Source organism: Meiothermus sp. (assembly GCF_026004075.1).
GTDB lineage: Bacteria > Deinococcota > Deinococci > Deinococcales > Thermaceae > Meiothermus.
This window is the reverse complement of record NZ_BPIK01000001.1, coordinates 1336128-1355333: the sequence shown is the minus strand read 5'-3', so window position 1 is coordinate 1355333 and position 19206 is coordinate 1336128. Positions and strand designations below refer to the sequence as shown.

25 protein-coding genes and 1 tRNA gene are annotated in these 19206 nt (G+C 57.6%); 17 read left to right on the top strand and 9 right to left on the bottom strand.

The window, feature by feature from the left end; genetic code table 11:
- Nucleotides 1-49: 49 nt before the first annotated feature.
- Entirely contained in the window at nt 50-640 is a 591-nt protein-coding gene (gene tsf, locus Q0X18_RS06520) for a translation elongation factor Ts (protein ID WP_297560011.1), read from the bottom strand.
- A gap of 55 nt (nt 641-695) precedes the next feature.
- The gene (gene rpsB, locus Q0X18_RS06515; protein ID WP_297560009.1) at nt 696-1427 is read right to left on the bottom strand and encodes a 30S ribosomal protein S2; all 732 of its coding nucleotides are present in this window, start codon (nt 1425-1427) and stop codon (nt 696-698) included.
- A gap of 171 nt (nt 1428-1598) precedes the next feature.
- Between rpsB and Q0X18_RS06510 the strand changes: the two genes are divergently transcribed.
- From Q0X18_RS06510 to rplI, 6 genes are all read left to right on the top strand, one after another.
- A tRNA-Ala gene (locus Q0X18_RS06510) sits at nt 1599-1673 on the top strand.
- Between the two features lie 88 nt (nt 1674-1761).
- Nucleotides 1762-2865 carry an FAD-binding oxidoreductase gene (locus Q0X18_RS06505; protein ID WP_297560007.1) on the top strand — a complete coding sequence of 368 codons (1104 nt, stop codon included), beginning with the start codon at nt 1762-1764 and terminating at the stop codon, nt 2863-2865.
- Between the two features lie 194 nt (nt 2866-3059).
- Nucleotides 3060-3374 (top strand): 30S ribosomal protein S6, encoded by a 315-nt coding sequence (gene rpsF / locus Q0X18_RS06500; RefSeq protein ID WP_297560005.1) that lies wholly within the window; start codon nt 3060-3062, stop codon nt 3372-3374.
- Nucleotides 3375-3475: 101 nt separating this feature from the next.
- On the top strand, nt 3476-4309 hold the full coding sequence (locus Q0X18_RS06495) for a single-stranded DNA-binding protein (protein ID WP_297560002.1): 834 nt from the start codon (nt 3476-3478) through the stop codon (nt 4307-4309).
- An 11-nt stretch (nt 4310-4320) separates the two neighbouring features.
- Nucleotides 4321-4599 (top strand): 30S ribosomal protein S18, encoded by a 279-nt coding sequence (gene rpsR, locus Q0X18_RS06490; RefSeq protein WP_374707524.1) that lies wholly within the window; start codon nt 4321-4323, stop codon nt 4597-4599.
- A gap of 12 nt (nt 4600-4611) precedes the next feature.
- The gene (gene rplI, locus Q0X18_RS06485; RefSeq protein ID WP_297560000.1) at nt 4612-5061 is read left to right on the top strand and encodes a 50S ribosomal protein L9; all 450 of its coding nucleotides are present in this window, start codon (nt 4612-4614) and stop codon (nt 5059-5061) included.
- Nucleotides 5062-5108: 47 nt separating this feature from the next.
- On the opposite strand, the gene Q0X18_RS06480 is transcribed toward rplI, so the two are convergent.
- The 6 genes from Q0X18_RS06480 to Q0X18_RS06455 are packed head-to-tail and all read right to left on the bottom strand — an operon-like array spanning nt 5109 to nt 9267.
- On the bottom strand, nt 5109-5738 hold the full coding sequence (locus Q0X18_RS06480) for an MOSC domain-containing protein (RefSeq protein ID WP_297559997.1): 630 nt from the start codon (nt 5736-5738) through the stop codon (nt 5109-5111).
- Nucleotides 5739-5798: 60 nt separating this feature from the next.
- Nucleotides 5799-6185, bottom strand: coding sequence for a RidA family protein (locus Q0X18_RS06475; protein WP_297559994.1), 387 nt, complete (start codon nt 6183-6185; stop codon nt 5799-5801).
- A gap of 18 nt (nt 6186-6203) precedes the next feature.
- Nucleotides 6204-6593 carry a DUF3054 domain-containing protein gene (locus Q0X18_RS06470; RefSeq protein ID WP_297559987.1) on the bottom strand — a complete coding sequence of 130 codons (390 nt, stop codon included), beginning with the start codon at nt 6591-6593 and terminating at the stop codon, nt 6204-6206.
- 6 nt (nt 6594-6599) lie between these two features.
- Complete coding sequence (lipA, locus tag Q0X18_RS06465; protein ID WP_297559985.1) at nt 6600-7574, bottom strand: lipoyl synthase; 975 nt, start codon at nt 7572-7574, stop codon at nt 6600-6602.
- On the bottom strand, nt 7571-8269 hold the full coding sequence (gene lipB, locus Q0X18_RS06460; protein ID WP_297559982.1) for a lipoyl(octanoyl) transferase LipB: 699 nt from the start codon (nt 8267-8269) through the stop codon (nt 7571-7573). The genes lipA and lipB overlap by 4 nt, the downstream gene beginning before the upstream one ends.
- A gap of 59 nt (nt 8270-8328) precedes the next feature.
- The gene (locus Q0X18_RS06455; RefSeq protein ID WP_297559979.1) at nt 8329-9267 is read right to left on the bottom strand and encodes a GTP-binding protein; all 939 of its coding nucleotides are present in this window, start codon (nt 9265-9267) and stop codon (nt 8329-8331) included.
- A 136-nt stretch (nt 9268-9403) separates the two neighbouring features.
- On the opposite strand from Q0X18_RS06455, the gene Q0X18_RS06450 reads away from it, so the two are divergent.
- The 7 genes from Q0X18_RS06450 (at nt 9404) to Q0X18_RS06420 (ending at nt 15266) form a co-directional block, all read left to right on the top strand.
- Nucleotides 9404-9625 carry a glutaredoxin family protein gene (locus Q0X18_RS06450; protein WP_297559976.1) on the top strand — a complete coding sequence of 74 codons (222 nt, stop codon included), beginning with the start codon at nt 9404-9406 and terminating at the stop codon, nt 9623-9625.
- Between the two features lie 13 nt (nt 9626-9638).
- A complete protein-coding gene (gene lgt, locus Q0X18_RS06445; RefSeq protein WP_297559973.1) occupies nt 9639-10532 on the top strand; it encodes a prolipoprotein diacylglyceryl transferase in 894 nt (297 codons plus the stop codon).
- A 72-nt stretch (nt 10533-10604) separates the two neighbouring features.
- The gene (gene glmU / locus Q0X18_RS06440; protein WP_297559971.1) at nt 10605-11984 is read left to right on the top strand and encodes a bifunctional UDP-N-acetylglucosamine diphosphorylase/glucosamine-1-phosphate N-acetyltransferase GlmU; all 1380 of its coding nucleotides are present in this window, start codon (nt 10605-10607) and stop codon (nt 11982-11984) included.
- Nucleotides 11985-12082: 98 nt separating this feature from the next.
- A complete protein-coding gene (locus Q0X18_RS06435; RefSeq protein WP_297559968.1) occupies nt 12083-12337 on the top strand; it encodes a twin-arginine translocase TatA/TatE family subunit in 255 nt (84 codons plus the stop codon).
- An 11-nt stretch (nt 12338-12348) separates the two neighbouring features.
- On the top strand, nt 12349-13101 hold the full coding sequence (gene tatC, locus Q0X18_RS06430; protein WP_297559966.1) for a twin-arginine translocase subunit TatC: 753 nt from the start codon (nt 12349-12351) through the stop codon (nt 13099-13101).
- A gap of 50 nt (nt 13102-13151) precedes the next feature.
- Complete coding sequence (locus tag Q0X18_RS06425) at nt 13152-14249, top strand: bifunctional 3-deoxy-7-phosphoheptulonate synthase/chorismate mutase (RefSeq protein WP_297559957.1); 1098 nt, start codon at nt 13152-13154, stop codon at nt 14247-14249.
- 48 nt (nt 14250-14297) lie between these two features.
- Nucleotides 14298-15266, top strand: coding sequence for a 4Fe-4S dicluster domain-containing protein (locus tag Q0X18_RS06420; protein ID WP_297559954.1), 969 nt, complete (start codon nt 14298-14300; stop codon nt 15264-15266).
- Here the strand turns inward: Q0X18_RS06420 and Q0X18_RS06415 are convergent.
- On the bottom strand, nt 15263-15754 hold the full coding sequence (locus Q0X18_RS06415) for an Lrp/AsnC family transcriptional regulator (RefSeq protein ID WP_297559946.1): 492 nt from the start codon (nt 15752-15754) through the stop codon (nt 15263-15265). The genes Q0X18_RS06420 and Q0X18_RS06415 overlap by 4 nt on opposite strands.
- Nucleotides 15755-15883: 129 nt before the next feature.
- Here Q0X18_RS06415 and Q0X18_RS06410 point away from each other — a divergent pair, with 129 nt between their 5' ends.
- From Q0X18_RS06410 to Q0X18_RS06395, 4 genes are all read left to right on the top strand, one after another.
- Nucleotides 15884-16234, top strand: coding sequence for a hypothetical protein (locus Q0X18_RS06410; RefSeq protein ID WP_297559943.1), 351 nt, complete (start codon nt 15884-15886; stop codon nt 16232-16234).
- Between the two features lie 132 nt (nt 16235-16366).
- The gene (gatC, locus tag Q0X18_RS06405) at nt 16367-16654 is read left to right on the top strand and encodes an Asp-tRNA(Asn)/Glu-tRNA(Gln) amidotransferase subunit GatC (protein ID WP_297559942.1); all 288 of its coding nucleotides are present in this window, start codon (nt 16367-16369) and stop codon (nt 16652-16654) included.
- Between the two features lie 71 nt (nt 16655-16725).
- Complete coding sequence (gene serS / locus Q0X18_RS06400; RefSeq protein ID WP_297559939.1) at nt 16726-18000, top strand: serine--tRNA ligase; 1275 nt, start codon at nt 16726-16728, stop codon at nt 17998-18000.
- A gap of 155 nt (nt 18001-18155) precedes the next feature.
- Nucleotides 18156-19154: an aspartate-semialdehyde dehydrogenase gene (locus tag Q0X18_RS06395; RefSeq protein ID WP_297559936.1), complete on the top strand. Its 999-nt coding sequence runs from the start codon at nt 18156-18158 to the stop codon at nt 19152-19154.
- Nucleotides 19155-19206: the final 52 nt, after the last annotated feature.

The window sequence follows — 19206 nt, the reverse complement described above, 5'->3', positions numbered from 1 at the left end:
AAGTAAAGGGTCGAAAGCCTCTCGACTCTCGACCCTTGCTGCGCATACGTTATGCTCCTACTTCGAACCGACAGAAGCGTTTGACCTGAATGTTTTCACCAATCTTGGCGATGGCGGCCTTAATCAGATCGCCCACCTTGACTTTATCGTCTTTTACAAAAGGCTGCTCGAGCAGAACCATCTCCTCGTAGAACTTTTTAAGGCGGCCTTCCGCAGCTTTTTCGGCGATGTTTTGCGGCTTGCCTTCGTTCAGGAGCTGCTGTATGTAGATGGCCTTCTCTTTCTCGAGGTCTTCCTGCGAAACCTCCTCAACGCTTACATAGCGGGGGTTGGCCATGGCGATGTGCATGGCGATATCTTTGGCCAGGCGCTGGAACTCCTCGTTGCGGGCCACGAAATCGGTCTCGGAGTTAAGCTCGACCAGCACCCCAACCCGCAGGTTGTGGTGGATGTACGAGCCTATGATGCCCTCGCGGGCCTCGCGGTCGGCTTTTTTGGCCGCTTTGAGTGCACCCCGTTCGCGCAGCAGGGTGGTGGCTTTTTCCATGTCCCACCCAGCATCTTCCAGGGCTTTTTTGACGTCGCTCATGCCAGCGCCGGTCTGCTCACGTAGTTTTTTGATCTGCTCAAGTTGGGTCATCGAGTATCTCCTTTGAGGGGATTAGGGTAGCGGCAACTTTTACCTAAGCGTACCCTTATGCTTCTGCCACTTCGGCTTCGGCGGACTGGGCTGGAGCCTCACGCCCACCACCACGGGCTTCCACGATTAGATCGGTCATGCGGGTAACGATGAGCTGGATCGAGCGGATAGCGTCATCGTTGCCGGGAATGATGTAATCGCACACGTCGGGATCGGAGTCGGTGTCGGCCAGGGCAATCACTGGGATACCCAGCTTACGGGCTTCCTTGACGGCGATGGCTTCCTTGGTGGGGTCTACCACGAAGATGGCGTCGGGCAGGCGGCGCAGCTTGCGGAAACCTCCGAGGTTCTTTTGCAGGCGCTCGAGTTCGTGCTGGAGTTTGACCTGCTCAGTTTTGACCCGCTCTTTAATTTCTTCGGAAGCGAAGAGGGCCTCGAGCTCGGCCAGACGATTGACCTGCGCGGTGATGGTGCGGAAGTTGGTGAGCATACCGCCCAGCCAGCGCTGGTTGACGTAGGGCATTCCGGCCCGGTCAGCTTCCTGCTGGATGATCTCCTGGGCCTGCTTTTTGGTGCCTACGTACAGGATGGTAGCCCCCCGCATGGCCAGGTCTTGCACGTACTTGAAGGTGCGCTCGAGCTCGACCATGCTCTTCTGCAAATCGATGATGAAAATACCGTTGCGCTCGGCGTAGATGTAGCGCTTCATCTTGGGATTCCAGCGCTTGGTTTCGTGACCGAAGTGCACACCGGCTTCCAGCAATTCCTTGATGCTAACGTTGGCCATATTTTCTCCTTACGGGACGGTTGGAGCGGGCGTTGAATTTGTGCTACTGGCGCTTTTCCCCGGGCACCGTTCCCTAATCCCGGGCCGCGTTTGGCACACCCAAACAAGAAGTATAACGGAGTGGGACTCTTTACGGAAGCCCCAACCACTGCTATACTTCATGCTTGGCTTGGGGGCGTAGCTCAGCGGGAGAGCAGGTCCTTTGCAAGGACAAGGTCGGGGGTTCAAATCCCTTCGCCTCCACCAAGAAAACCGTAATACGGGCTGGACGCTAAAAGTCCAGCCCGTTTTTTACAGGATAGGCTACAGATGCATAAATGGCTATGCTGATGGAGTGAACACGCCGGTTTGGGACGATGGAAATTGGTCGGGTTTGCCAAGCCTGGAGGGTGACCTCGAGGCCGAGTTTTGCGTGGTGGGGTTGGGCGGCTCGGGATTGGCTGCAATCCACGAGCTACTGCGGCTGGGCCGAAATGTGGTGGGCCTGGACGCAGGCCCGGTAGCGGGGGGAGCAGCGGGCCGTAATGGCGGCTTTTTGCTGGCAGGGCTGGCGAAATTCTACCACCAAAGCGTAGCCGAGCACGGGCGCGACTTTGCCCGGCGCGCGTACCAGGCCACCCTCGAGCAAATTGCCCAAATGAAAGAAGAGACACCCCAGGCCATCCGGCTGGTGGGCTCCTTGCGCATTGCGGCCTCGGAAGAGGAGCTACAGGACTGTATGGCGCACCTCGAGGCCCTCAGAGCCGACGGTTTCGAGGCGGAACCCTATGAAGGCCCGGAGGGACAGGGCTTGCTGATACCCAGCGATGGGGTTTTCAACCCGCTCGAGCGGTGTAGGATTCTGGCCCGGCAAGCGCTGCAGGCCGGGGCTCGGCTTTTTGAAAACACCCCTGCACTGAGCATTAGCGGTCAGATGGTGCAGACCCCCCAAGGGCGGGTGTACTGCCAGAAGGTGCTGGTAGCAGTGGATGGTCGGCTCGAGTATGTACTGCCCGAATTAGCGGGCCGGGTACGCACCGCCCGACTGCAAATGCTGACTACGGCTCCGGTGTCCATGCGCTTTAGTCGGCCGGTTTACCGCCGCTGGGGCTACGACTACTGGCAGCAGTTGCCCGATGGCCGGATTGCCCTGGGGGGGATGCGTGATGCTGGCGGCGAGGCTGAGTGGACCGATCGCAGTGAAACTACCGAGGCCATTCAACAGCGGCTCGAGCGCCTGCTAGACCAAATGGACATTCGGGCCCCCATTACCCATCGCTGGGCAGCCTCTGTGGGCTACAGCGCCAACGGCCTACCCATTGCCGAGGAAGTGCGTCCAGGTGTGTGGGCTATGGGGGGATATAGTGGAACCGGGAATGTGGTGGGGGCTTTACTTGGGCGCGAAATTGCCTGGGTCTTGCATGAAAGCCGGATGCCAGGGGCGGTGCTGGTGCCCTGATTGCCTCTGTTGCTTTGTTGTTACATGGGCTCTGGGTGTAGAGTAAGCTCTTCGAATATTAATTGGCCCTACCCACATCCATCTGTTATACTCTCACCTTGCGTGATCCGAAAGGATCGCCTTTGGTTCTGTGCCCCATTCCGCCCTGTGCAGGGCAGGCCATGGGATAAAAGCCAAACAGAAAGGAGGTGAATATGCCACAGTACGAAGTTAGCGTCATCCTCAACCCCAACCTCGATGGTGCCCAGTCTGCTCTGGAAAAAGACATTATCAAAGCCGCCCTCGAGCGCCACGGTGCCCAGATCAAAAACGTGGACGACTGGGGCAACCGTCGTCTGGCCTACCCCATCCAAAAAGATCTGGAAGGCAACGTGATCTTTTACACGGTGGAGATGGCCGGCAACACCAACGCCGCGCTCGAGCGCGAACTGCGCCTGCGCGACCACGTACGTCGTGTAACCATCATCCGCGACCGTCCCGAATGGCGCAACAGCCAGAAGAAGAAGTAGGCTGCTGGCCCTCGATTGAGTTCTGAGGCCAAGACCGTAACGGAACTCAAAGAATTGCCGTAAGCTGAGTAAAAGACCGTAACGAAAAAGGACTGATCAACATGGCTCGAGGCCTCAACCGCGTAACCCTCGTAGGCACCCTGACCCAAGACCCCGAACTGCGCTACACCGCCGGCGGACTGGCCGTAATGGAGTTAAACCTGGCTGGCAACGATATCGTCACCGACGAACAGGGCCAGAGCCGCGAACCGGCCTGGTACCACCGCGTCAAGCTACTGGGTAAAAGCGCGGAGTTTTGGGGCGATACCCTGAAGGCAGGCATGGCGTTGTTTGTGGACGGCAAGCTCGAGTACCGTGCTTGGGAGCAGGATGGCCAGAAAAAGAGCAGCCTGGAGATTCGCGCTGACCGGATGGAGATCGTGAGCCTGGAAGGTAAGCGGGGCCAGGTAACCGTTACCGATGCGCGTGGGCAGGAGCGCCTCAAAGATGGCCTCAACCACGTGATGCTGGTAGGCAACCTAACCCGCGACCCCGAGCTGCGCTATACCCCACAGGGAACCGCCGTTACCCGCCTTTCCTTGGCGGTGAACGAAAAGTTCACCACCCGCCAGGGCGGGGAACAGGAAAAGGTGCACTACGTGGAAGCTCAGGCCTGGCGCGAGCTGGCCGAGTTTGCGGCAGAACTCAAAAAAGGAGACGGAGCGTTCTTAATGGGACGCTTGGTGAACGACTCCTGGACCGCTCAGGATGGTACGAGGCGCTACACCACCCGTGTAGAGCTTAGTCGCCTCGAGCGACTTGCCCGTGGAACTGGACAAAGCACAGGTGGAAACAGTTCCCAGATGGCTTCTACAGCCAAAGGCCGTGCGGGCAAGGTAGATATTGAAGAAGGCTTGGAAGACGATTTCCCACCTGAGGAGGATTTACCGTTTTGAGCACCAAGAAAATGTCCAACCGCGGCGCCAATAAAGGCGACCGTCAAGACCGCGAGCGCGGTATGCGCCGTGGCCGCAAGCCTAAGGTGGCTGCAGCCGTTGGCGTGTTCGACCTCACCGACTTCAAGAATGTGGATATTCTTCGGCGCTTTTTGTCCGAGACCGGGAAAATTTTACCCCGCCGTCGCACCGGACTAAACGCCCAAGAACAGCGCAAGCTGGCCCGCACCATCAAGCGGGCTCGTATGCTGGGCCTGCTGCCTTTCACCGAAAAGCTGGTTCGGAAATAGGGAGAGTGGAAGATGAAAGTAATTCTGCTTGAACCTATGGAAAACCTTGGCGACGTGGGGGCCGTGGTCAACGTGAAGCCGGGGTATGCCCGCAACTACCTGCTACCGCGTGGCATTGCCACCCTGGCCACCGAGAGCAACCTCAAGACTCTGGAAGCCAAAATCCGCGCCCAGGCCAAAAAAGCTGCCGAGCGCAAGGCCGAGGCCGAACGCCTCAAGGAACTCCTCGAGCCCATCACCGTGGTGCTCAAGGTGAAGGCCGGCGACCAGAAGATCTATGGCTCGGTGACCAGCCGCGAGATTGCCGCTGCCCTGGAAGCCCAGCACCAGATCACCATTGACCCCAAGAAGCTGGCCCTGGAAAAGCCCATCAAAGACCTGGGTGACTACGCCCTGGTCTACAAGCCCCACCCCGAAGTGCCCATGACCCTGAAGGTCTCGGTGGTGGCCGACAAGGGATAACCGCCCGATGTACTCGCAATGCCGCCGGATTTGGCGGCATTTTTCGTTTAACTGGATAGACGTGCGGCGAAAACCGCCCTGGCTCGTTCGGCCAGGGGGGCTGTGAGAACCCAGCGAAGCTTGGCGGCTTCGGGAGTTTTGTCGTACCAGAGATGGAATACATCGGCCAGGGTGGGAAAGGCCGTGGGGGCTGAAATTTTTTGAATGGGGTCGCCCTGCTGCACCCGACCCGCCCCCAGCACCCTGGCATAAAACCCAGGCCGCGCAGCCTGGTGAAACTTCTTGACAAACTCCAGATCGTTCATGCGGGCGGCCAGGGTCGAGCAGGGGATGCGGGGGGCGGTGACCTCGAGCAGAACCTCGCCCACCCTGAAACGGTCGCCGATGCGCACGGGCTCTTCGCCGAAGCTCGAGAAGGTCAGGTTTTCGCCAAATGTACCGGGCAGCAATGCCTCGCCCAACTGTTCCATCCACCAGTCGTAATCCTGGGCGCTGTAGACATACACCGCCTGGTCGGGGCCACCGTGGTGTTCCTGGTCGGCGACGTGGTCGCCCACCAGCCCCAGAGTGGAAATTTGAGCGGCTTCAACCGGGTTCTTGTAGATGCCGGTGGTGGTGGGGCGGGGGCCGATTTGCAGGGGCCCTGGGCGGCCCAGATTGATGGAAACGAGGCGCATAATCCACACTTTACAAGCTGTACACACCCCTAGCGGTAAAGGCCACTGTCTGCCATTCCTTTAGGACACGATTGCATCAGCCTCGATCTCCACCAGCATCTCGGGTTCGACCAGCCGGCTGACCTCGAGCATGGTTGAGGCTGGGCGGATGTGGGCAAAAAACTCCCCGTGGGCCCGGCCTATCTCTTTCCAATCGCGCTCGATATTGACAACATAAATGCGGGTGCGAACCACGTGCTCGAGGCTGGCACCAGCCTTTTTGAGGGCGGCTTCGATGTTGCGCAAAATCTGTACGGTCTGGGTGTAGGGGTCGTCCAACCCAACCAGTTGTCCGCTGGCATCGGTGGCGGTGGTTCCGGCTACGTGAATGTACGACCCGACCCGCACCGCTCGGCTATAACCCACCACCGGCTCGTAGGGCGAAGTGCCCGCAATGTTGACCCGCATGACCCCAGTGTAGCGTGGTTAGGGTTTGCTGCGCAGTTGACGCAACCACGCCAGCGCCAGCCCCCGCCAGGCCAGCAGCAACACCAGGGTGGCCCCCAGCGCAACCACCCAGAAGATCAGGTAGCCCAGGTCGAACGGCTTTTGCAGCGCCATAAAGCGCAGCCAGACCCCGGCGCTTACGGCAATGGCCCAGGTGTAGAGCAGGTTTTGCCAGGAGGGCCGGGTGTAGGTGCGCAAAAACGGCGAAACCAGCCACCAGACCAGCAGGATGGGCAGAGCGTTGCGGACGATTCCGGCCAGACTGAGGGGCTCGCCGTGGGTTTGCAGGCCAATAACGGCAAACAGCACGATGCACAAAGCATCACCCCAGGCCAGCCTTCGGCTTACGCGGCGGTCAGGGCGTACCATAGGCGACTACTCGGCCTGGGTGGCCTCGAAAAAGACCTTTTCGGCCCGGTAGGAGCTGCGCACCAGGGGGCCGCTGAACACTTCCATGAAGCCTTCCTCATAGCCCCAGTCGCGGTACATAGCGAACTCCGCCGGGGTCACGTAGCGCTCGACCGGCAGGTGGTGCTGGGTGGGGCGCAGGTACTGCCCGAAGGTCACAATGTCCACCCCTACGGCCCGCAGGTCGCGCATGGCCTGGCGGATTTCCTCGTCGGTTTCACCCAGGCCCAGCATCAGGCTGGACTTGGTGAGCACCTCGGGGCGCACCTTTTTGGCGTGCTCGAGCACCCTCAAGGTCTGGTCGTAGCCGGCGCGGGGGTCGCGCACCCGGGGGGTGAGGCGGCGGACGGTCTCGAGGTTGTTGGCAAATACGTCCTGGCCGCCCTGCAAAACGGTCTCCACATCCGCCAGGTTGCCCTGGAAGTCGGGGGTCAGGGTCTCGACCTTGACCGAGGGGTCGAGCCGCTTGATCTGCCGCACCACCTCGGCGAAGTGGGCGGCCCCGCCGTCGGGCAGGTCGTCGCGGTCTACCGAGGTCAGCACCACGTACTTGAGGCCCATCTCGGCCACGGCCTGGGCCACGTGCAGGGGCTCCAGGGGGTCTACCCAGCCCCTGGGGTTGCCGGTGTCCACCGCGCAGAACTTGCAGGCCCGCGTGCACACGCTGCCCAGTACCATGATGGTCATGGTGCCGTGGCCCCAGCACTCGCCGATGTTGGGGCATAGGGCCTCCTGGCAGACTGTGTGGAGCCGTAGCCGCTTGGTCATCTCTTTGAGGCGCTGGTAGTTGGGGCCGGTGGGCACGGTGGCCCGCAGCCAGGAAGGTTTGTTGCGATCCACCGGCTCGGGGCGCTCCTGGGCGATGCCGCCCGGGATCACCTTAAGCTCGATCAGGCCGCCGTGCTGGAAGTCCTCGAGTTGAACGGTTTTGATTTTGCTCATGCCAGTTCCTTGGAGGGTAGGGGGGGCTGGTCGAAGGCCGAGAACTGCTGTTCAAAAGCCTGCACTACCCGCTCCATCACCTCGTCCATGCTAACCGCTCGGCCCAGGATTTTCTGGAGCGAGGTCACACCCTTGTCTTTGAGGCCGCAGGGTACAATCAGATTGAAGTCGTCCAGGTTGGTATTGACGTTCAGAGCAAAGCCGTGCAGGGCTACGTCCTGCTTGACGGCCACCCCAAACGCACAGAGCTTTTCTTCCAGGTCGGGCCAGCCGGCCACGGGCGCGGCCCTGCGCACCCAGACCCCGGCGTAGCCCGGTGTGGCGTAGGTCTCGATGCCGTAGCTCTTGGCTACCACCATAATCACGGCCTCGAGCTGCCGCAAAAACCCCCGCACCTGCCGCCCCACCGGAAAGATGGGGTAGCCCACCAACTGGCCGGGGCCGTGGTAGGTGACGTCGCCGCCCCGCTCGATGCTAAATAGCTCGATGCCCTGGGCCCGGTACTGGGCCTCGCTCAGGAGCAGGTTTTCGGGTTTGGCGGCCCGGCCCAGGGTGATGGTGCGGGGGTGCTCCAGGAGCAGCAGGGTGGGCCGGCGTAGCCCTGCCACCACCTCGGCGTGTACCTTTTTTTGGTATTCCCAGGCTTCTGCGTAGGGGACGAGCCCCAGTGGTTCCACCTCGAAGGCGGTGCTCATACCCCTAAAGCATACTCCTGGCCGGCTGCCTGCATAGGAACGAAGTTACAGAGGGGTTTTTACCGCACCCTCAGGGCCCGGAAGGCCTCTTCATATTCGAACTGATTGAGGCCCCGGCCAATCACCACCAGCCTCGAGTGGGCTTGCAGCGGCTCCTGGGACAGCTCGAGGCTGAAAATCTCCCGCACCGACTGAAAGAGCACCTGCTTATCGAAGCCTTTGACGCTCAGAAAACCCTTGGCCCGGAAAACCGCGTCGGGCCGGGAGATCAGGTACTGGTCAATAAACTCGTTGACCTTGTGGCGCTCGAGCAGACCCTCGGCGCTGAGAGTAAAGCTCTGGACGTTGGGCATGTGTAGGTGCTGGTAGTTCTGGGGTCGCCAGTCCAGGTCGAACGCGCGAAGATGGAGCAAGTCCTGGGGGTTTACCCTGGCCTGTGCGGTGCGGAAAATCCGGGCCAGGGGGTTGATTTTGCGAATCAAAGCCTCGGCCTCGTTTACTTGCTCTGGATGGGCCAGGTCGGTTTTGTTGAGCACCACTGTGCTGGCATAGGCGAGCTGCACCGCGCCTTCGGGGCCGTCGCGCAAGGTTTGCTCGAGGTTGCGGGCGTCGGCCACTCCGATAATGCCGTCCAGCTCGAACCTGGTTCGGGCAAAGGGATCCATTACGGTCTGGGCCACCGGCACCGGGTCGGCCAGGCCCGAAAGCTCGATCAGGACATAATCGGGTTTATCCTTGCGCGAGATAATCTTGAACAGGGCCGAGACCAGGTCCTCGCGCCCCACACAGCACAAGCAGCCGTTGGAAAGCTCGGCGATGCCGTCGGTGTCCACGTTTTCAATCAGTGAGCCATCTATGCCGGTTTCGCCGAACTCGTTGACGATAATGCCAAACCGATGGGCTCCGCTGGCTACTAGATGATTGACCAAGGTGGTCTTGCCTGCGCCTAAAAACCCCCCGATGACGCTTACTGGAATGCGTTTTTGAAACTGAGCCATGGGCCATACGATACTGCATGGACAGCCGCCTCGAGCGACCGCCTTTACATTCTGGCGGGCTTTTCGAGGCTTGGATACATGGAGATTCTGAAAAAGCCCGGTATTATAGGTTGCCCAGGCTATACTTGGAGGACAGATGGGCTATGTGTTGATCAGTCGGAAAGGGTGCCATCTCTGCGAGGAAGCCGAGGCCTTACTGGAGGCTCAGGGCATTACTTACACCCTTAAGGACGTAGACGCCGACGAAAACCTCAAAAAGTTATACACCTTCCGCGTGCCGGTTCTGCTCTGGGAGGGTACGGTGCTGCTCGAGGGCAAGTTTACCCTCGAGCGCCTGTCTAAGAAGCTGTCGTTGTAACTGGAGGCTTTTAATGGATCCAATACTCATCGAAATCGGTTCGCTGCAAATACGCTGGTATGGGCTTTTTTTGGTACTGGCTATCTTCGCCTCCTTTGAAATTGCCAAGCGGATTCTTAAGGGCTGGGGCCTTGACCCTGAGCGATTCGAACAAATAGCTTTTTGGGCCGTAATTTGGGGCGTGGTTGGAGCTCGAGTTGGCTACGTGATCACCAGCCCGGGGGATTTTAGCAGCAATCCGGTTTCTGCGCTTTATATATGGCAAGGCGGCCTATCCTTTCACGGGGCCATCATTGGAGGTCTGATTCCATTCGTTTACCACTATTACCGTAGCAAAATTCCGGTTTGGGCCTATCTGGATGCGGTAGTGCCGGGTATTTCCCTTGGCATCATGGCGGGCCGCCTAGGCAACATCATGAATGGTTCCGATACCGTAGGACGATTGACCAACTGGCCCATTGGCTTTACCTGGCCTGCTTCGGCCAGTGGTTTTCCGGGTGTTTGCCCAGGTATCAACGATATCAGCGAGGTGGTGCGCTGTGCGCCGGACGCAATTGTGCGCGGCCCTGTGCACTTCACCCAGTTGTATGGGGTCTTGATTGGTCTGGTTTTGTTGCTGCTATCGGTTTACTGGTTGCGACAGAATAGAGCCTATGGCTATGTTTTCTGGCAGTTTGTTTTGTGGTACAGCATGCTGCGCTCGGTGTTCGAGGAAACCTTCCGCCTAAACCCGCTGTGGATCAAGGTATACCTCAACGAGCAAGCAGGTATTGGCCTCTTTACCGCGACTCAAATTATTTCTATTCCATTAATTGTGGTCGCCATCTTTTTCCTGATGCGATGGAAAGGAAAGCGCGAGGCACTGGCCCCTTCTCCTTTGAGTAAGGTGCCGGGCGCCAAGAAATAAGCAAATAGATGACCTGCACTGCCGGTCACATTTGAACCTCGAGCAGCATTTTGGCAATACAATCGGAGTGATATGGCGCATGCAGTGGTGATTCTTGCGGCGGGTCTGGGAACCCGCATGAAGTCTAAGTTGCCGAAGGTTTTGCACCCCCTACTGGGCAAGCCCCTGGTGGGTTATTGCATAGATACCGCTTTTGCCAGCGGCGCAGAAAAGGTTGTGGTAGTCGTGGGCCACGGGGCTGAACAGGTTCGCCAGACCTTTGAAGGGTACCCAAACCTGAGCTTTGTGGTACAGGAGCAACAATTGGGCACAGCTCATGCGCTGGCTCAGGCCCAGCCTGTTTTGGCGGATTTTCCTGGCCCTATAGTGGTGACCCAGGGCGACACGCCTCTTACCCGAGTCGAAACCTTAACCGGGCTGGTCAGCACCATGCAGAACCAAGGGGCTGGAATGGCTTTGCTCACCATGCGGCTCGAGGATCCCACTGGCTACGGCCGGATTTTGCGCGATGAACAGGGTCAAATACTTGGCAATGTAGAGCAAAAAGACGCCACCCCAGAGCAACGCGCAATTCGGGAGATCAACCCAGGGGTGTACTGCTTCGATGCCAGCCTTTGGGAAAAGCTCAAGCTGGTGAACAACCAGAATGCTGCTGGCGAATACTATCTGCCCGACCTAATTCGCATCTACCGCGAGGCTGGCCAAAAAGTAGCCTCCATTGAGTCAAAGGATACCGGAGAGCTTTTGGGTGTTAACTCCCGCGCTCAACTGGCCCAGGTGGAGCAGGTTTTGCTCGAGCGCTTAAGGTCTCACTGGATGGCCCAGGGGGTACGGATGATTCAACCCGAGACCATCTACATCGAGCCCAGCGTAGAACTAGCCCCGGACGTCACCTTGTGGCCGGGGGTGATCTTGCGGGGTAGCACCCGCCTGGGTGAAGGGGTGGAGATAGGCGCCTATGCTGTGCTAACCGACACCGTGGTCGAGGCGGGGGGGAAGATCAAGTCCCACACGGTTTGTGAAGAGGCCTATGTCTCGAGCGGGGCCGACGCCGGGCCGTTCGCGCGTTTGCGGCCCAAAGCCCACCTCGAGGAAGGCGCACACGTCGGGAATTTTGTCGAACTCAAAAATGCCCGTCTCGGGAAGCGGGCTAAGGCCGGCCATCTGGCCTACCTGGGCGATGCCGAAGTAGGGGAAGAATCCAATATAGGGGCCGGTGTGATCACGGCCAATTACGATGGGCAGCGCAAGCACAAGACCACCATTGGTAAGCGGGTGTTCGTGGGCTCCAACAGTGTGCTGATTGCGCCAGTGACCCTGGCGGACGACGCTTTTGTCGCCGGTGGAAGCGGTATAAACCAGGATGTGCCCGAGGGTGCACTCGCCATTGCTCGCGAACGCCAACGCAATATCGAAGGCTATGTGAAGCGTAAGCGCGGTCAACATCAATAAGGGCAGCCCTTTTGCGGTTTGAAGGCATAAGTAAGCTGGGTGGTCTATCTCTCAGACTGCCCAAGCCAACCAAGTAAAATGTGTTTTAGGAGAATGTCATGAACCTGGGAATGACGGAAATTCTGATTATCCTTTTGATCGCCTTGCTGCTGTTTGGCCCCCGCAAGCTTCCCGAGCTTGGGCGCAGCCTGGGCCAGAGCATCCGTGAGTTTCAACGTGGCGCAAAAAGCATACGTGAAGAGTTTGAAAAAGCTGCCGATGTGCAGGAATTCAAAGAAATTAAAGAGGAGATTTCTAAACCTATTGAGGAGCTGAAGAAGCCCCTCGAGGCCAAGGAAGAGCCCAAGTCTTGATGGGGGTGAGCATGCGTGAAGCCCCTTTGATGGAACACCTGGAGGAACTGCGTAACCGCCTAATCTGGGCTATCGTGTCCTGGGCGGTGATGACCGCGGTGGCCTTTACCTTTCGAGTGCAGATCCTCGAGGCCTTGAGGCGACCTCTGGACGCCTACAACACTACGGCCTCGCTCAAAGCCGAGCTGATTGTTCTCAACATTACTGAACCTTTCCTGACTGCATTCAAGGTTGCGGCCTTTGGGGGGTTGGCCCTGGCCTTGCCCTTTATCGTCTACCAGATTTGGGCCTTTATTGCGCCCGGCTTGTATCCCCACGAGCGCAGGCTGGCAATTCCATTTATACTGGGCGCGGGCTTTAGCTTTGCCCTGGGGGCGGTGTTTGCCTATTTTGTGCTTCTGCCTTTTGCTGTGCCATTTTTGCTGGGTTTTTTAGGCGATGTGGTTACCCCTCAAATTTCCATCGGTATGTACATGGGGCAGGTAGTTACCTTCCTGGCCTTGATGGGCATCCTTTTCGAGATGCCGGTGGTGAGCTACCTTTTGGCCAAACTGGGTATGCTTTCGAGCCGCTTCTTAATTAATAACTGGCGTATCGCTGTGGTCTTACTGATAACCCTGGCGGCCCTGATAACCCCGACAGTTGATGTCGTTAACCTCAGCCTGGTATCCATCCCCTTGATGGTGCTCTATGGCTTCTCGATTCTGCTGGTCAAGTGGGCCGAGCGAGGCCGTCCTAAAGAAGCTGAAGCCAGCCCGGTCTGACGCCGGGCAGACTTGCTAGAGCGGGCCGATTTTGGTATACCATTGAGTTCATGGATCAGCGTATCCTCGAGCTGCGTAAAGAAATAGACCGTATCAACCGTGAGCTGCTCCGATTGCTTTCCGAACGGGGCAGGCTGGTGAGTGAAATTGGGCGGGTTCAGACTGAGCTGGGCCTGGCCCACTACGACCCCAGGCGAGAAGAGGAGATGCTGGCCTACCTAACCCAGGAGAACCCCGGCCCGTATCCGGCCGAGACCATCAAGCGGCTATTCAAGGAAATTTTTAAGGCCTCACTCGACCTCGAGGAGCAACAAGACAAACAAAAGTTCCTTTATTCGCGCCAGGTAAAACCTGAAGACACCACGGTTAGGGTAGGGGATGTCGTTTTTGGCCAAGGCAAGGTGCTGGTGGCCGGGCCCTGCTCCATCGAGTCGGAAGAGCAGATGATTGCTACGGCCAAGTTTTTAGCCGGCCACGGCATCAAGGTTTTGCGCGGAGGCGCGTACAAACCCCGCACATCGCCTTACGGCTTTCAGGGAATGGGAGAGCCCGCGCTGCAAATTGGGCGTAAGGCCGCTGATGCCCACGGCATGGTCTTTGTGACCGAGGTCATGGATACCCGCGATGTTGAATTGGTGGCCCAGTACGCCGATATCCTGCAGGTGGGCACCCGTAATGCTCAAAATTTCGCCCTGTTGCGCGAGGTAGGTAAGGCCAACAAGCCAGTGCTCCTTAAGCGAGGCTTTGCCCAGACCATTGAAGAGTGGTTCTACAGCGCCGAATACATACTATCGCAGGGTAATGCCCAGGTTATTTTGTGTGAGCGAGGCATCCGCACCTACGAGAAATGGACCCGCAACACCCTTGATCTGTCGGCGGCCATACTGGCGAAGCAGCTCACGCACCTACCGGTGATTGTTGATGTGACCCATGCGGCTGGGCGACGTGACTTGTTGGCTCCGTTGGCTCGAGCGGCCTTGGCGGCAGGTCTGGATGGCGTTCATATCGAGGTACACCCAAACCCCAAGGTAGCCCTCTCCGATAACGAGCAGCAACTCGACTTTACTCAGTTTGAGCAGTTCATGCAGGCTATTGATGATCTGATGCCGAAGGCGGCCTCGAGGCCTGTGGCTATCCCTGCCGAATAGGGAAGCCTCGAGTTCTAGGCTTGCCCCGTTCGCTGTAGGCTGTTAATTGTGGGACTACTCGATAACCTGATAGGAGCTTTCCTAAAATTAACCGACCCCACGCCGGAGTATACGGGGCCTCGGTGTCTACTCGAGCGCAACAGCGTGGGGGGGTGCGATAAGTGCCAGCAGGTCTGCCCCCATGAGGCCATCAACCTTCAGAGCTTTGCTGTCGAGGTTGACGAGGTGAAGTGCACAAGCTGCGGCCTTTGTACTGCCGTTTGCCCAGGTGTAGCCCTCGAGTTTCCCCTCGGCCCCATTCAAGAGAAATTGCACCGGGGCCGTGGTCAGATTCGATGCTCTAAAGCCCCGGGCGCAGGCGATGAGGTTCACTGCTTGGGGCAGTTAACCCCAGGGGTTTTGGCTGAGGCAGCCTCGCTTTATGGCACACTCACCTTGGCCCATGGCGCATGCGAGAGTTGTAAGATTGGAGGCCCTACGGTTCCCGAGCGCGTGCGATGGGCAGCAGAGGAAGCCAAGCGGTATTTCCCCGAACTAAAGGTTCATCTGCAGCAGGAGGCGTTGCGGGGAGCCGAGGTGGGCCGTCGGGAATTCTTCGGGGCTATGTTTGGCGGGGCCAAGCGGTCGGCGGCTGAGTTGGTGCCCAACCTTCCTCTACCGCCGTCGGAACCCTATGAAGACAAGCGCGGGGAACTGCCAGCCGAGCTACGACTGCGCAGGCTTGCTGCTTATCGAGCCCAGGCTGTTCTATGGCCACGCATTGCTGTGAAAGAAGGCTGCACGCTGTGTCCGGTTTGTACTAATGTTTGCCCCACTAAAGCTGTTGAGCGCGAGCGCGATGCCACCGGGGGTGACGAGTACGTGCTAAAGCTCAATGTGTCGGCCTGCACAGGGTGCGGGGCATGCGTGGAGAGCTGCCCACCACAGGTTATATCGCTGGTAGAAGCCAGCCGTGACGAGCTTCTGAACCAGCCCATCGAACTTTTTCGAGGAATCCCGCCCTGGTACGATTTTTAGAGCCTTTTGCTTTCCTCGCCGAAACCACCTTGTTCTTTGTTGAGAACACGAAAAGCAACCGGCTTAGATAGTACCAGAGCGGTAGTGGTCGTACCGTACACTCCAAGTTTTTGGTTAAGCATTTGCTCAAGCTCCTGAACGGAGCGAAAAACGGCCCGAATCAGATACCCGTCCCTGCCGGTTAGATTCCAGAACTCGAGCACGTTGGGGAGCTGAGATATGTAGCGTATGGCCACTTCGTGGTTGCTATGAGTGATTTCGGCACGGATGAAGACCTCGAGGGTATAGCCAAGCTGGCCTGGATCGATATCGGCCCGATAACCACGGATAACTCCAGCCTCTTCCATCCGGCGCACCCGTTCGGCTACGGCAGGGGCCGATAGACCGACCTGCCGACCTATCTCGCTATAGGGTAAGCGAGCGTTTTGCTGGAGTAGCTCGAGGATTTTCCAGGAAACATCATCCAGCAATTTTGATTCGACTGACATAAGCGTAATTTACTTTAATTTCATACAAAAAGATACCGTTTTATTTTCGATATGTTCTTCTCAATCGCAAGTGTGCCCACTAACATAAAATCATCGGCTATTAGAGGGCCGATGCAGGGAGAACCATATATGAGACATGCCCTCAACGCCAAAACCCTGGAACAAAGCGCCATTACTGCCCTCACCCTGTTTACACACAAAAAAGGCGGCCGCCAAGACTGGCTGTTTGACCAACATTTTGTGGTGGAGCACCTAACCCCAACACTGCTTTACCGTTTACAGGCCCACCTGCCGATTAAGTCAGCGGAGCTGGTAGAGCTATGGGCTGAACACCTGGGTCTGCCCGAAACAACCCTGCAGACCTGGAAACCCGAGCTGGAGCCCTTCTTTGCTGAGTACCTTAAGCTGCTGGCTGCTGAGCTACAGGCCCATACACAAAACCCACGCCTTTTGCACCGAATGTTGAGTTGTGTGGGATAGCAAGAACTGAAAAGGGGGGAACGGCAAGGCGTCGGAAAGAAAATCTGCTATTTGCGCCTCTGACAGACGATTCTACTCCCGCCTTGCCCCATGCTTCCCTTTAACGCGCACCTGGGCGTTAGAATAGCGCCTATGGAGATTACGCCTGAGCTGGTGAAAAATCTGGGCAGGCTTTCGCGGCTTGCGCTAACGCCGGAGGAAGAGGCCAGGCTCGAGGGCGAGCTGCGCTCAATCGTAGGCTTTTTTGAAAAGCTTGGTGAGCTTGATACCGAGGGCTTGCCCGAGATGGCCCGGCCGGTCGAAATTATCAACCGCTTGCGGGACGATCAGGTGCGCCCTTCCCTGGGGCAGCAAGAAGCCTTATCGGTAGCTATAGAGCAGCAAGAAGGTCAGTTCAAGGTGCCCCGCGTGATCGAGTAGCCAAAACCTTGGTCACCGACAAAACACCCTGTGCTTGAAGAACCTCGAGTAAAAGATCCCCTGGACGCTTTATGCTAGATATCAAATTTATTCGCGAAAACCCCGAAATCGTGCGCCAAGCTATCGAGAAAAAAGGAGTATCGCTCAATTTAGACGAGCTTTTGGAGCTTGACCGGCAGGTACAGGGATTAAAGCGAACCATCGAGCAGTTACAGGCCGAACGCAACGCCAACGCCAAAGCTGTCGTGCGTGCCAAGCCAGACGAACGGGCGGGCCTGATTGAGAGGGGCAGGGAAATTGGGCGACGGCTTGCGGAGCTCGAGCCTCAGCTACGAGACCTCGAGGCTCGACTCAAAAACCTGCTCTACCTAACCCCAACCATCCCGTGGGAAGGTGCACCGGTTGGCCCGGATGATTCCTTCAACGTCGAAACCCGCGTGCACGGTAACCCGCGTACCTTCCTGTTTGAGCCGCTGGATCATGTAAGTTTGATGGAAAAAAACGGCTGGGGTGATTTTGAACGGGCCGCCAAAGTCTCAGGCTCGCGCTCCTACATTCTTAAGGGCGACCTAATGGTGTATGAGCAGGCGCTGCTACGCTTTGCCCTCGATCGAATGATTCAAGCCGGCTTTACGCCCATGAGCGTGCCCAGCCTCACCAAGGAAGAGGCGCTGTATGCCCACGGTCAGTTCCCTGCTGCGCGCGACCAGGTCTACTCGGTAGATGGGCAAGATGCCTACCTTGCGGGAACCGCCGAGGTGCTCCTCAACTACCTGCACGCTGGGGAAATCCTTTCCGAGGCCGAGCTACCCAAGCCTTACTGTGCGCTCTCACCTTGCTTCCGTAGTGAGGCGGGTTCGGCCGGGCGGGATGTGCGGGGCCTGATGCGCGTTCATCAGTTCAACAAGGTAGAGCAGTACGTGCTTTGCAGAGCCGATCTGGAGGAGTCGAACCGCTGGTTCGAGACCATGCTATCTATTTCTGAGAGCATCTTGCAGGCCCTCGAGCTGCCTTACCGTGTGATCGAGGTCTCCACCGGCGATATGGGGCTGGGCAAGTACCGGCAGGTAGACCTCGAGACCTGGGTTCCGAGTGAGAACCGCTACCGCGAGACCCACTCCTGCTCGGCTTTGCTCGATTGGCAGGCCCGGCGTGCCAGCCTGCGCTATCGTGACGAGCACGGTAAAATCCACTACGCCTATACCCTCAACAACACTGCCCTGGCTACCCCCAGAATTCTGGTGATGCTGCTGGAAAACCACCAAAACGAAGACGGTACCGTAAATGTGCCCAAGGCGGTACAGCCCTACTTTGGTAAAGAAAAACTCGAGCCTTCGCCATTGTAGGGGTCTGCGCTGTCTCTGATTTGACTTTTGCTCGAGTTGTCTATATTTTGTTAGCAGATGGTTTGGTATACCACCACCACTAGTTAAGCGGCGGCTCGCATGAGTTGCCGCTACCTGCCAGCTCTGGCAGGTTTTTTTTGTAGAAAGGTGAAGCTATGAGAGTCGGGATCGTAGGAGCCACCGGAGCGGTTGGTAAAGAGCTGTTGAACGTACTCGAAAAGCGCAATTTTCCAGTTTCGGAGCTGCGACTATACGCCTCGCCGCGCTCTGCAGGACGAAGCATGTTCTTCCGAGGGCAGGAATTGACTGTAGAGGCCCTGCCCGAAACCCCTTTGCCGGTGGACGTGGTGCTGGCAAGCGCGGGTGGCAGTATCTCCAAGCAGTATGCACCTATCTGGGCTACGCAGTCGGTGGTGATTGATAATTCCTCGGCCTTCCGCTACGAGCCGGATGTGCCGCTGATTGTTCCGGAAATCAACGCACACGCCATTCGGGGCCACAAAAATATCATCGCCAACCCCAACTGCACCACGGCTATTTTGCTGATGGCCCTGTTCCCCCTACATAAAGCATTCAGGGCTAAAAGAGTGATCGTGAGCACCTATCAAAGCGCTTCGGGAGCTGGCGCAAACGGAATGGAGGAGTTGCTGAAGGGCACGAAAGAATTTTTGGCTGGACACGCCATAGAACACAAAACTTTTGCTCACCCGCTTCCCTTCAACGTAATCCCCCATATCGATGTTTTCCAGGAAAACGGTTACACCAAAGAGGAAATGAAAGTACTGTGGGAGACTCAAAAAATCATGGAGGATTCGCAAATTAGGGTTTCCTGCACGGCAGTGCGGGTTCCTACGTTGCGGGTTCACTCCGAGGCGGTAACGGTTGAGTTTGAACAACCGGTAAGTCCGGATGCTGCTCGAGAAGTGCTAAATACGGCCCCTGGGGTGGATCTGGTAGACGACCCAACTACCAGACGCTATCCCATGCCTCTTACCGCGACCGGCAAATTTAATGTAGAAGTGGGCCGTATTCGTAAAAGCCTGGTGTTCGATAACGGGCTGGATTTCTTTGTTGCAGGCGACCAACTCCTCAAAGGGGCCGCCTTAAATGCTGTACAGATTGCGGAGTTGCTGCAAAATCCGGTAGCTATCTAGGGTAGCCCAGCCGTTTATAACCGCAAGCGGGCCGTAATGGCCCTTATACTTG

Coding starts and splice junctions, on each gene's coding strand:
- lipB (WP_297559982.1), bottom strand. CDS start 8,269: ATGAGCACCGCCTTCGAGGTGGAACCACTGGGGCTCGTCCCCTACGCA.
- Q0X18_RS06455 (WP_297559979.1), bottom strand. CDS start 9,267: ATGGCTCAGTTTCAAAAACGCATTCCAGTAAGCGTCATCGGGGGGTTT.
- rplI (WP_297560000.1), top strand. CDS start 4,612: ATGAAAGTAATTCTGCTTGAACCTATGGAAAACCTTGGCGACGTGGGG.
- Q0X18_RS06470 (WP_297559987.1), bottom strand. CDS start 6,593: ATGGTACGCCCTGACCGCCGCGTAAGCCGAAGGCTGGCCTGGGGTGAT.
- Q0X18_RS06450 (WP_297559976.1), top strand. CDS start 9,404: ATGGGCTATGTGTTGATCAGTCGGAAAGGGTGCCATCTCTGCGAGGAA.
- Q0X18_RS06415 (WP_297559946.1), bottom strand. CDS start 15,754: ATGTCAGTCGAATCAAAATTGCTGGATGATGTTTCCTGGAAAATCCTC.
- gatC (WP_297559942.1), top strand. CDS start 16,367: ATGGAGATTACGCCTGAGCTGGTGAAAAATCTGGGCAGGCTTTCGCGG.
- rpsR (WP_374707524.1), top strand. CDS start 4,321: ATGTCCAACCGCGGCGCCAATAAAGGCGACCGTCAAGACCGCGAGCGC.
- rpsB (WP_297560009.1), bottom strand. CDS start 1,427: ATGGCCAACGTTAGCATCAAGGAATTGCTGGAAGCCGGTGTGCACTTC.
- Q0X18_RS06395 (WP_297559936.1), top strand. CDS start 18,156: ATGAGAGTCGGGATCGTAGGAGCCACCGGAGCGGTTGGTAAAGAGCTG.
- Q0X18_RS06480 (WP_297559997.1), bottom strand. CDS start 5,738: ATGCGCCTCGTTTCCATCAATCTGGGCCGCCCAGGGCCCCTGCAAATC.
- serS (WP_297559939.1), top strand. CDS start 16,726: ATGCTAGATATCAAATTTATTCGCGAAAACCCCGAAATCGTGCGCCAA.
- tsf (WP_297560011.1), bottom strand. CDS start 640: ATGACCCAACTTGAGCAGATCAAAAAACTACGTGAGCAGACCGGCGCT.
- Q0X18_RS06410 (WP_297559943.1), top strand. CDS start 15,884: ATGAGACATGCCCTCAACGCCAAAACCCTGGAACAAAGCGCCATTACT.
- lgt (WP_297559973.1), top strand. CDS start 9,639: ATGGATCCAATACTCATCGAAATCGGTTCGCTGCAAATACGCTGGTAT.
- glmU (WP_297559971.1), top strand. CDS start 10,605: ATGGCGCATGCAGTGGTGATTCTTGCGGCGGGTCTGGGAACCCGCATG.
- rpsF (WP_297560005.1), top strand. CDS start 3,060: ATGCCACAGTACGAAGTTAGCGTCATCCTCAACCCCAACCTCGATGGT.
- lipA (WP_297559985.1), bottom strand. CDS start 7,574: ATGAGCAAAATCAAAACCGTTCAACTCGAGGACTTCCAGCACGGCGGC.
- tatC (WP_297559966.1), top strand. CDS start 12,349: ATGCGTGAAGCCCCTTTGATGGAACACCTGGAGGAACTGCGTAACCGC.
- Q0X18_RS06475 (WP_297559994.1), bottom strand. CDS start 6,185: ATGCGGGTCAACATTGCGGGCACTTCGCCCTACGAGCCGGTGGTGGGT.
- Q0X18_RS06435 (WP_297559968.1), top strand. CDS start 12,083: ATGAACCTGGGAATGACGGAAATTCTGATTATCCTTTTGATCGCCTTG.
- Q0X18_RS06425 (WP_297559957.1), top strand. CDS start 13,152: ATGGATCAGCGTATCCTCGAGCTGCGTAAAGAAATAGACCGTATCAAC.
- Q0X18_RS06495 (WP_297560002.1), top strand. CDS start 3,476: ATGGCTCGAGGCCTCAACCGCGTAACCCTCGTAGGCACCCTGACCCAA.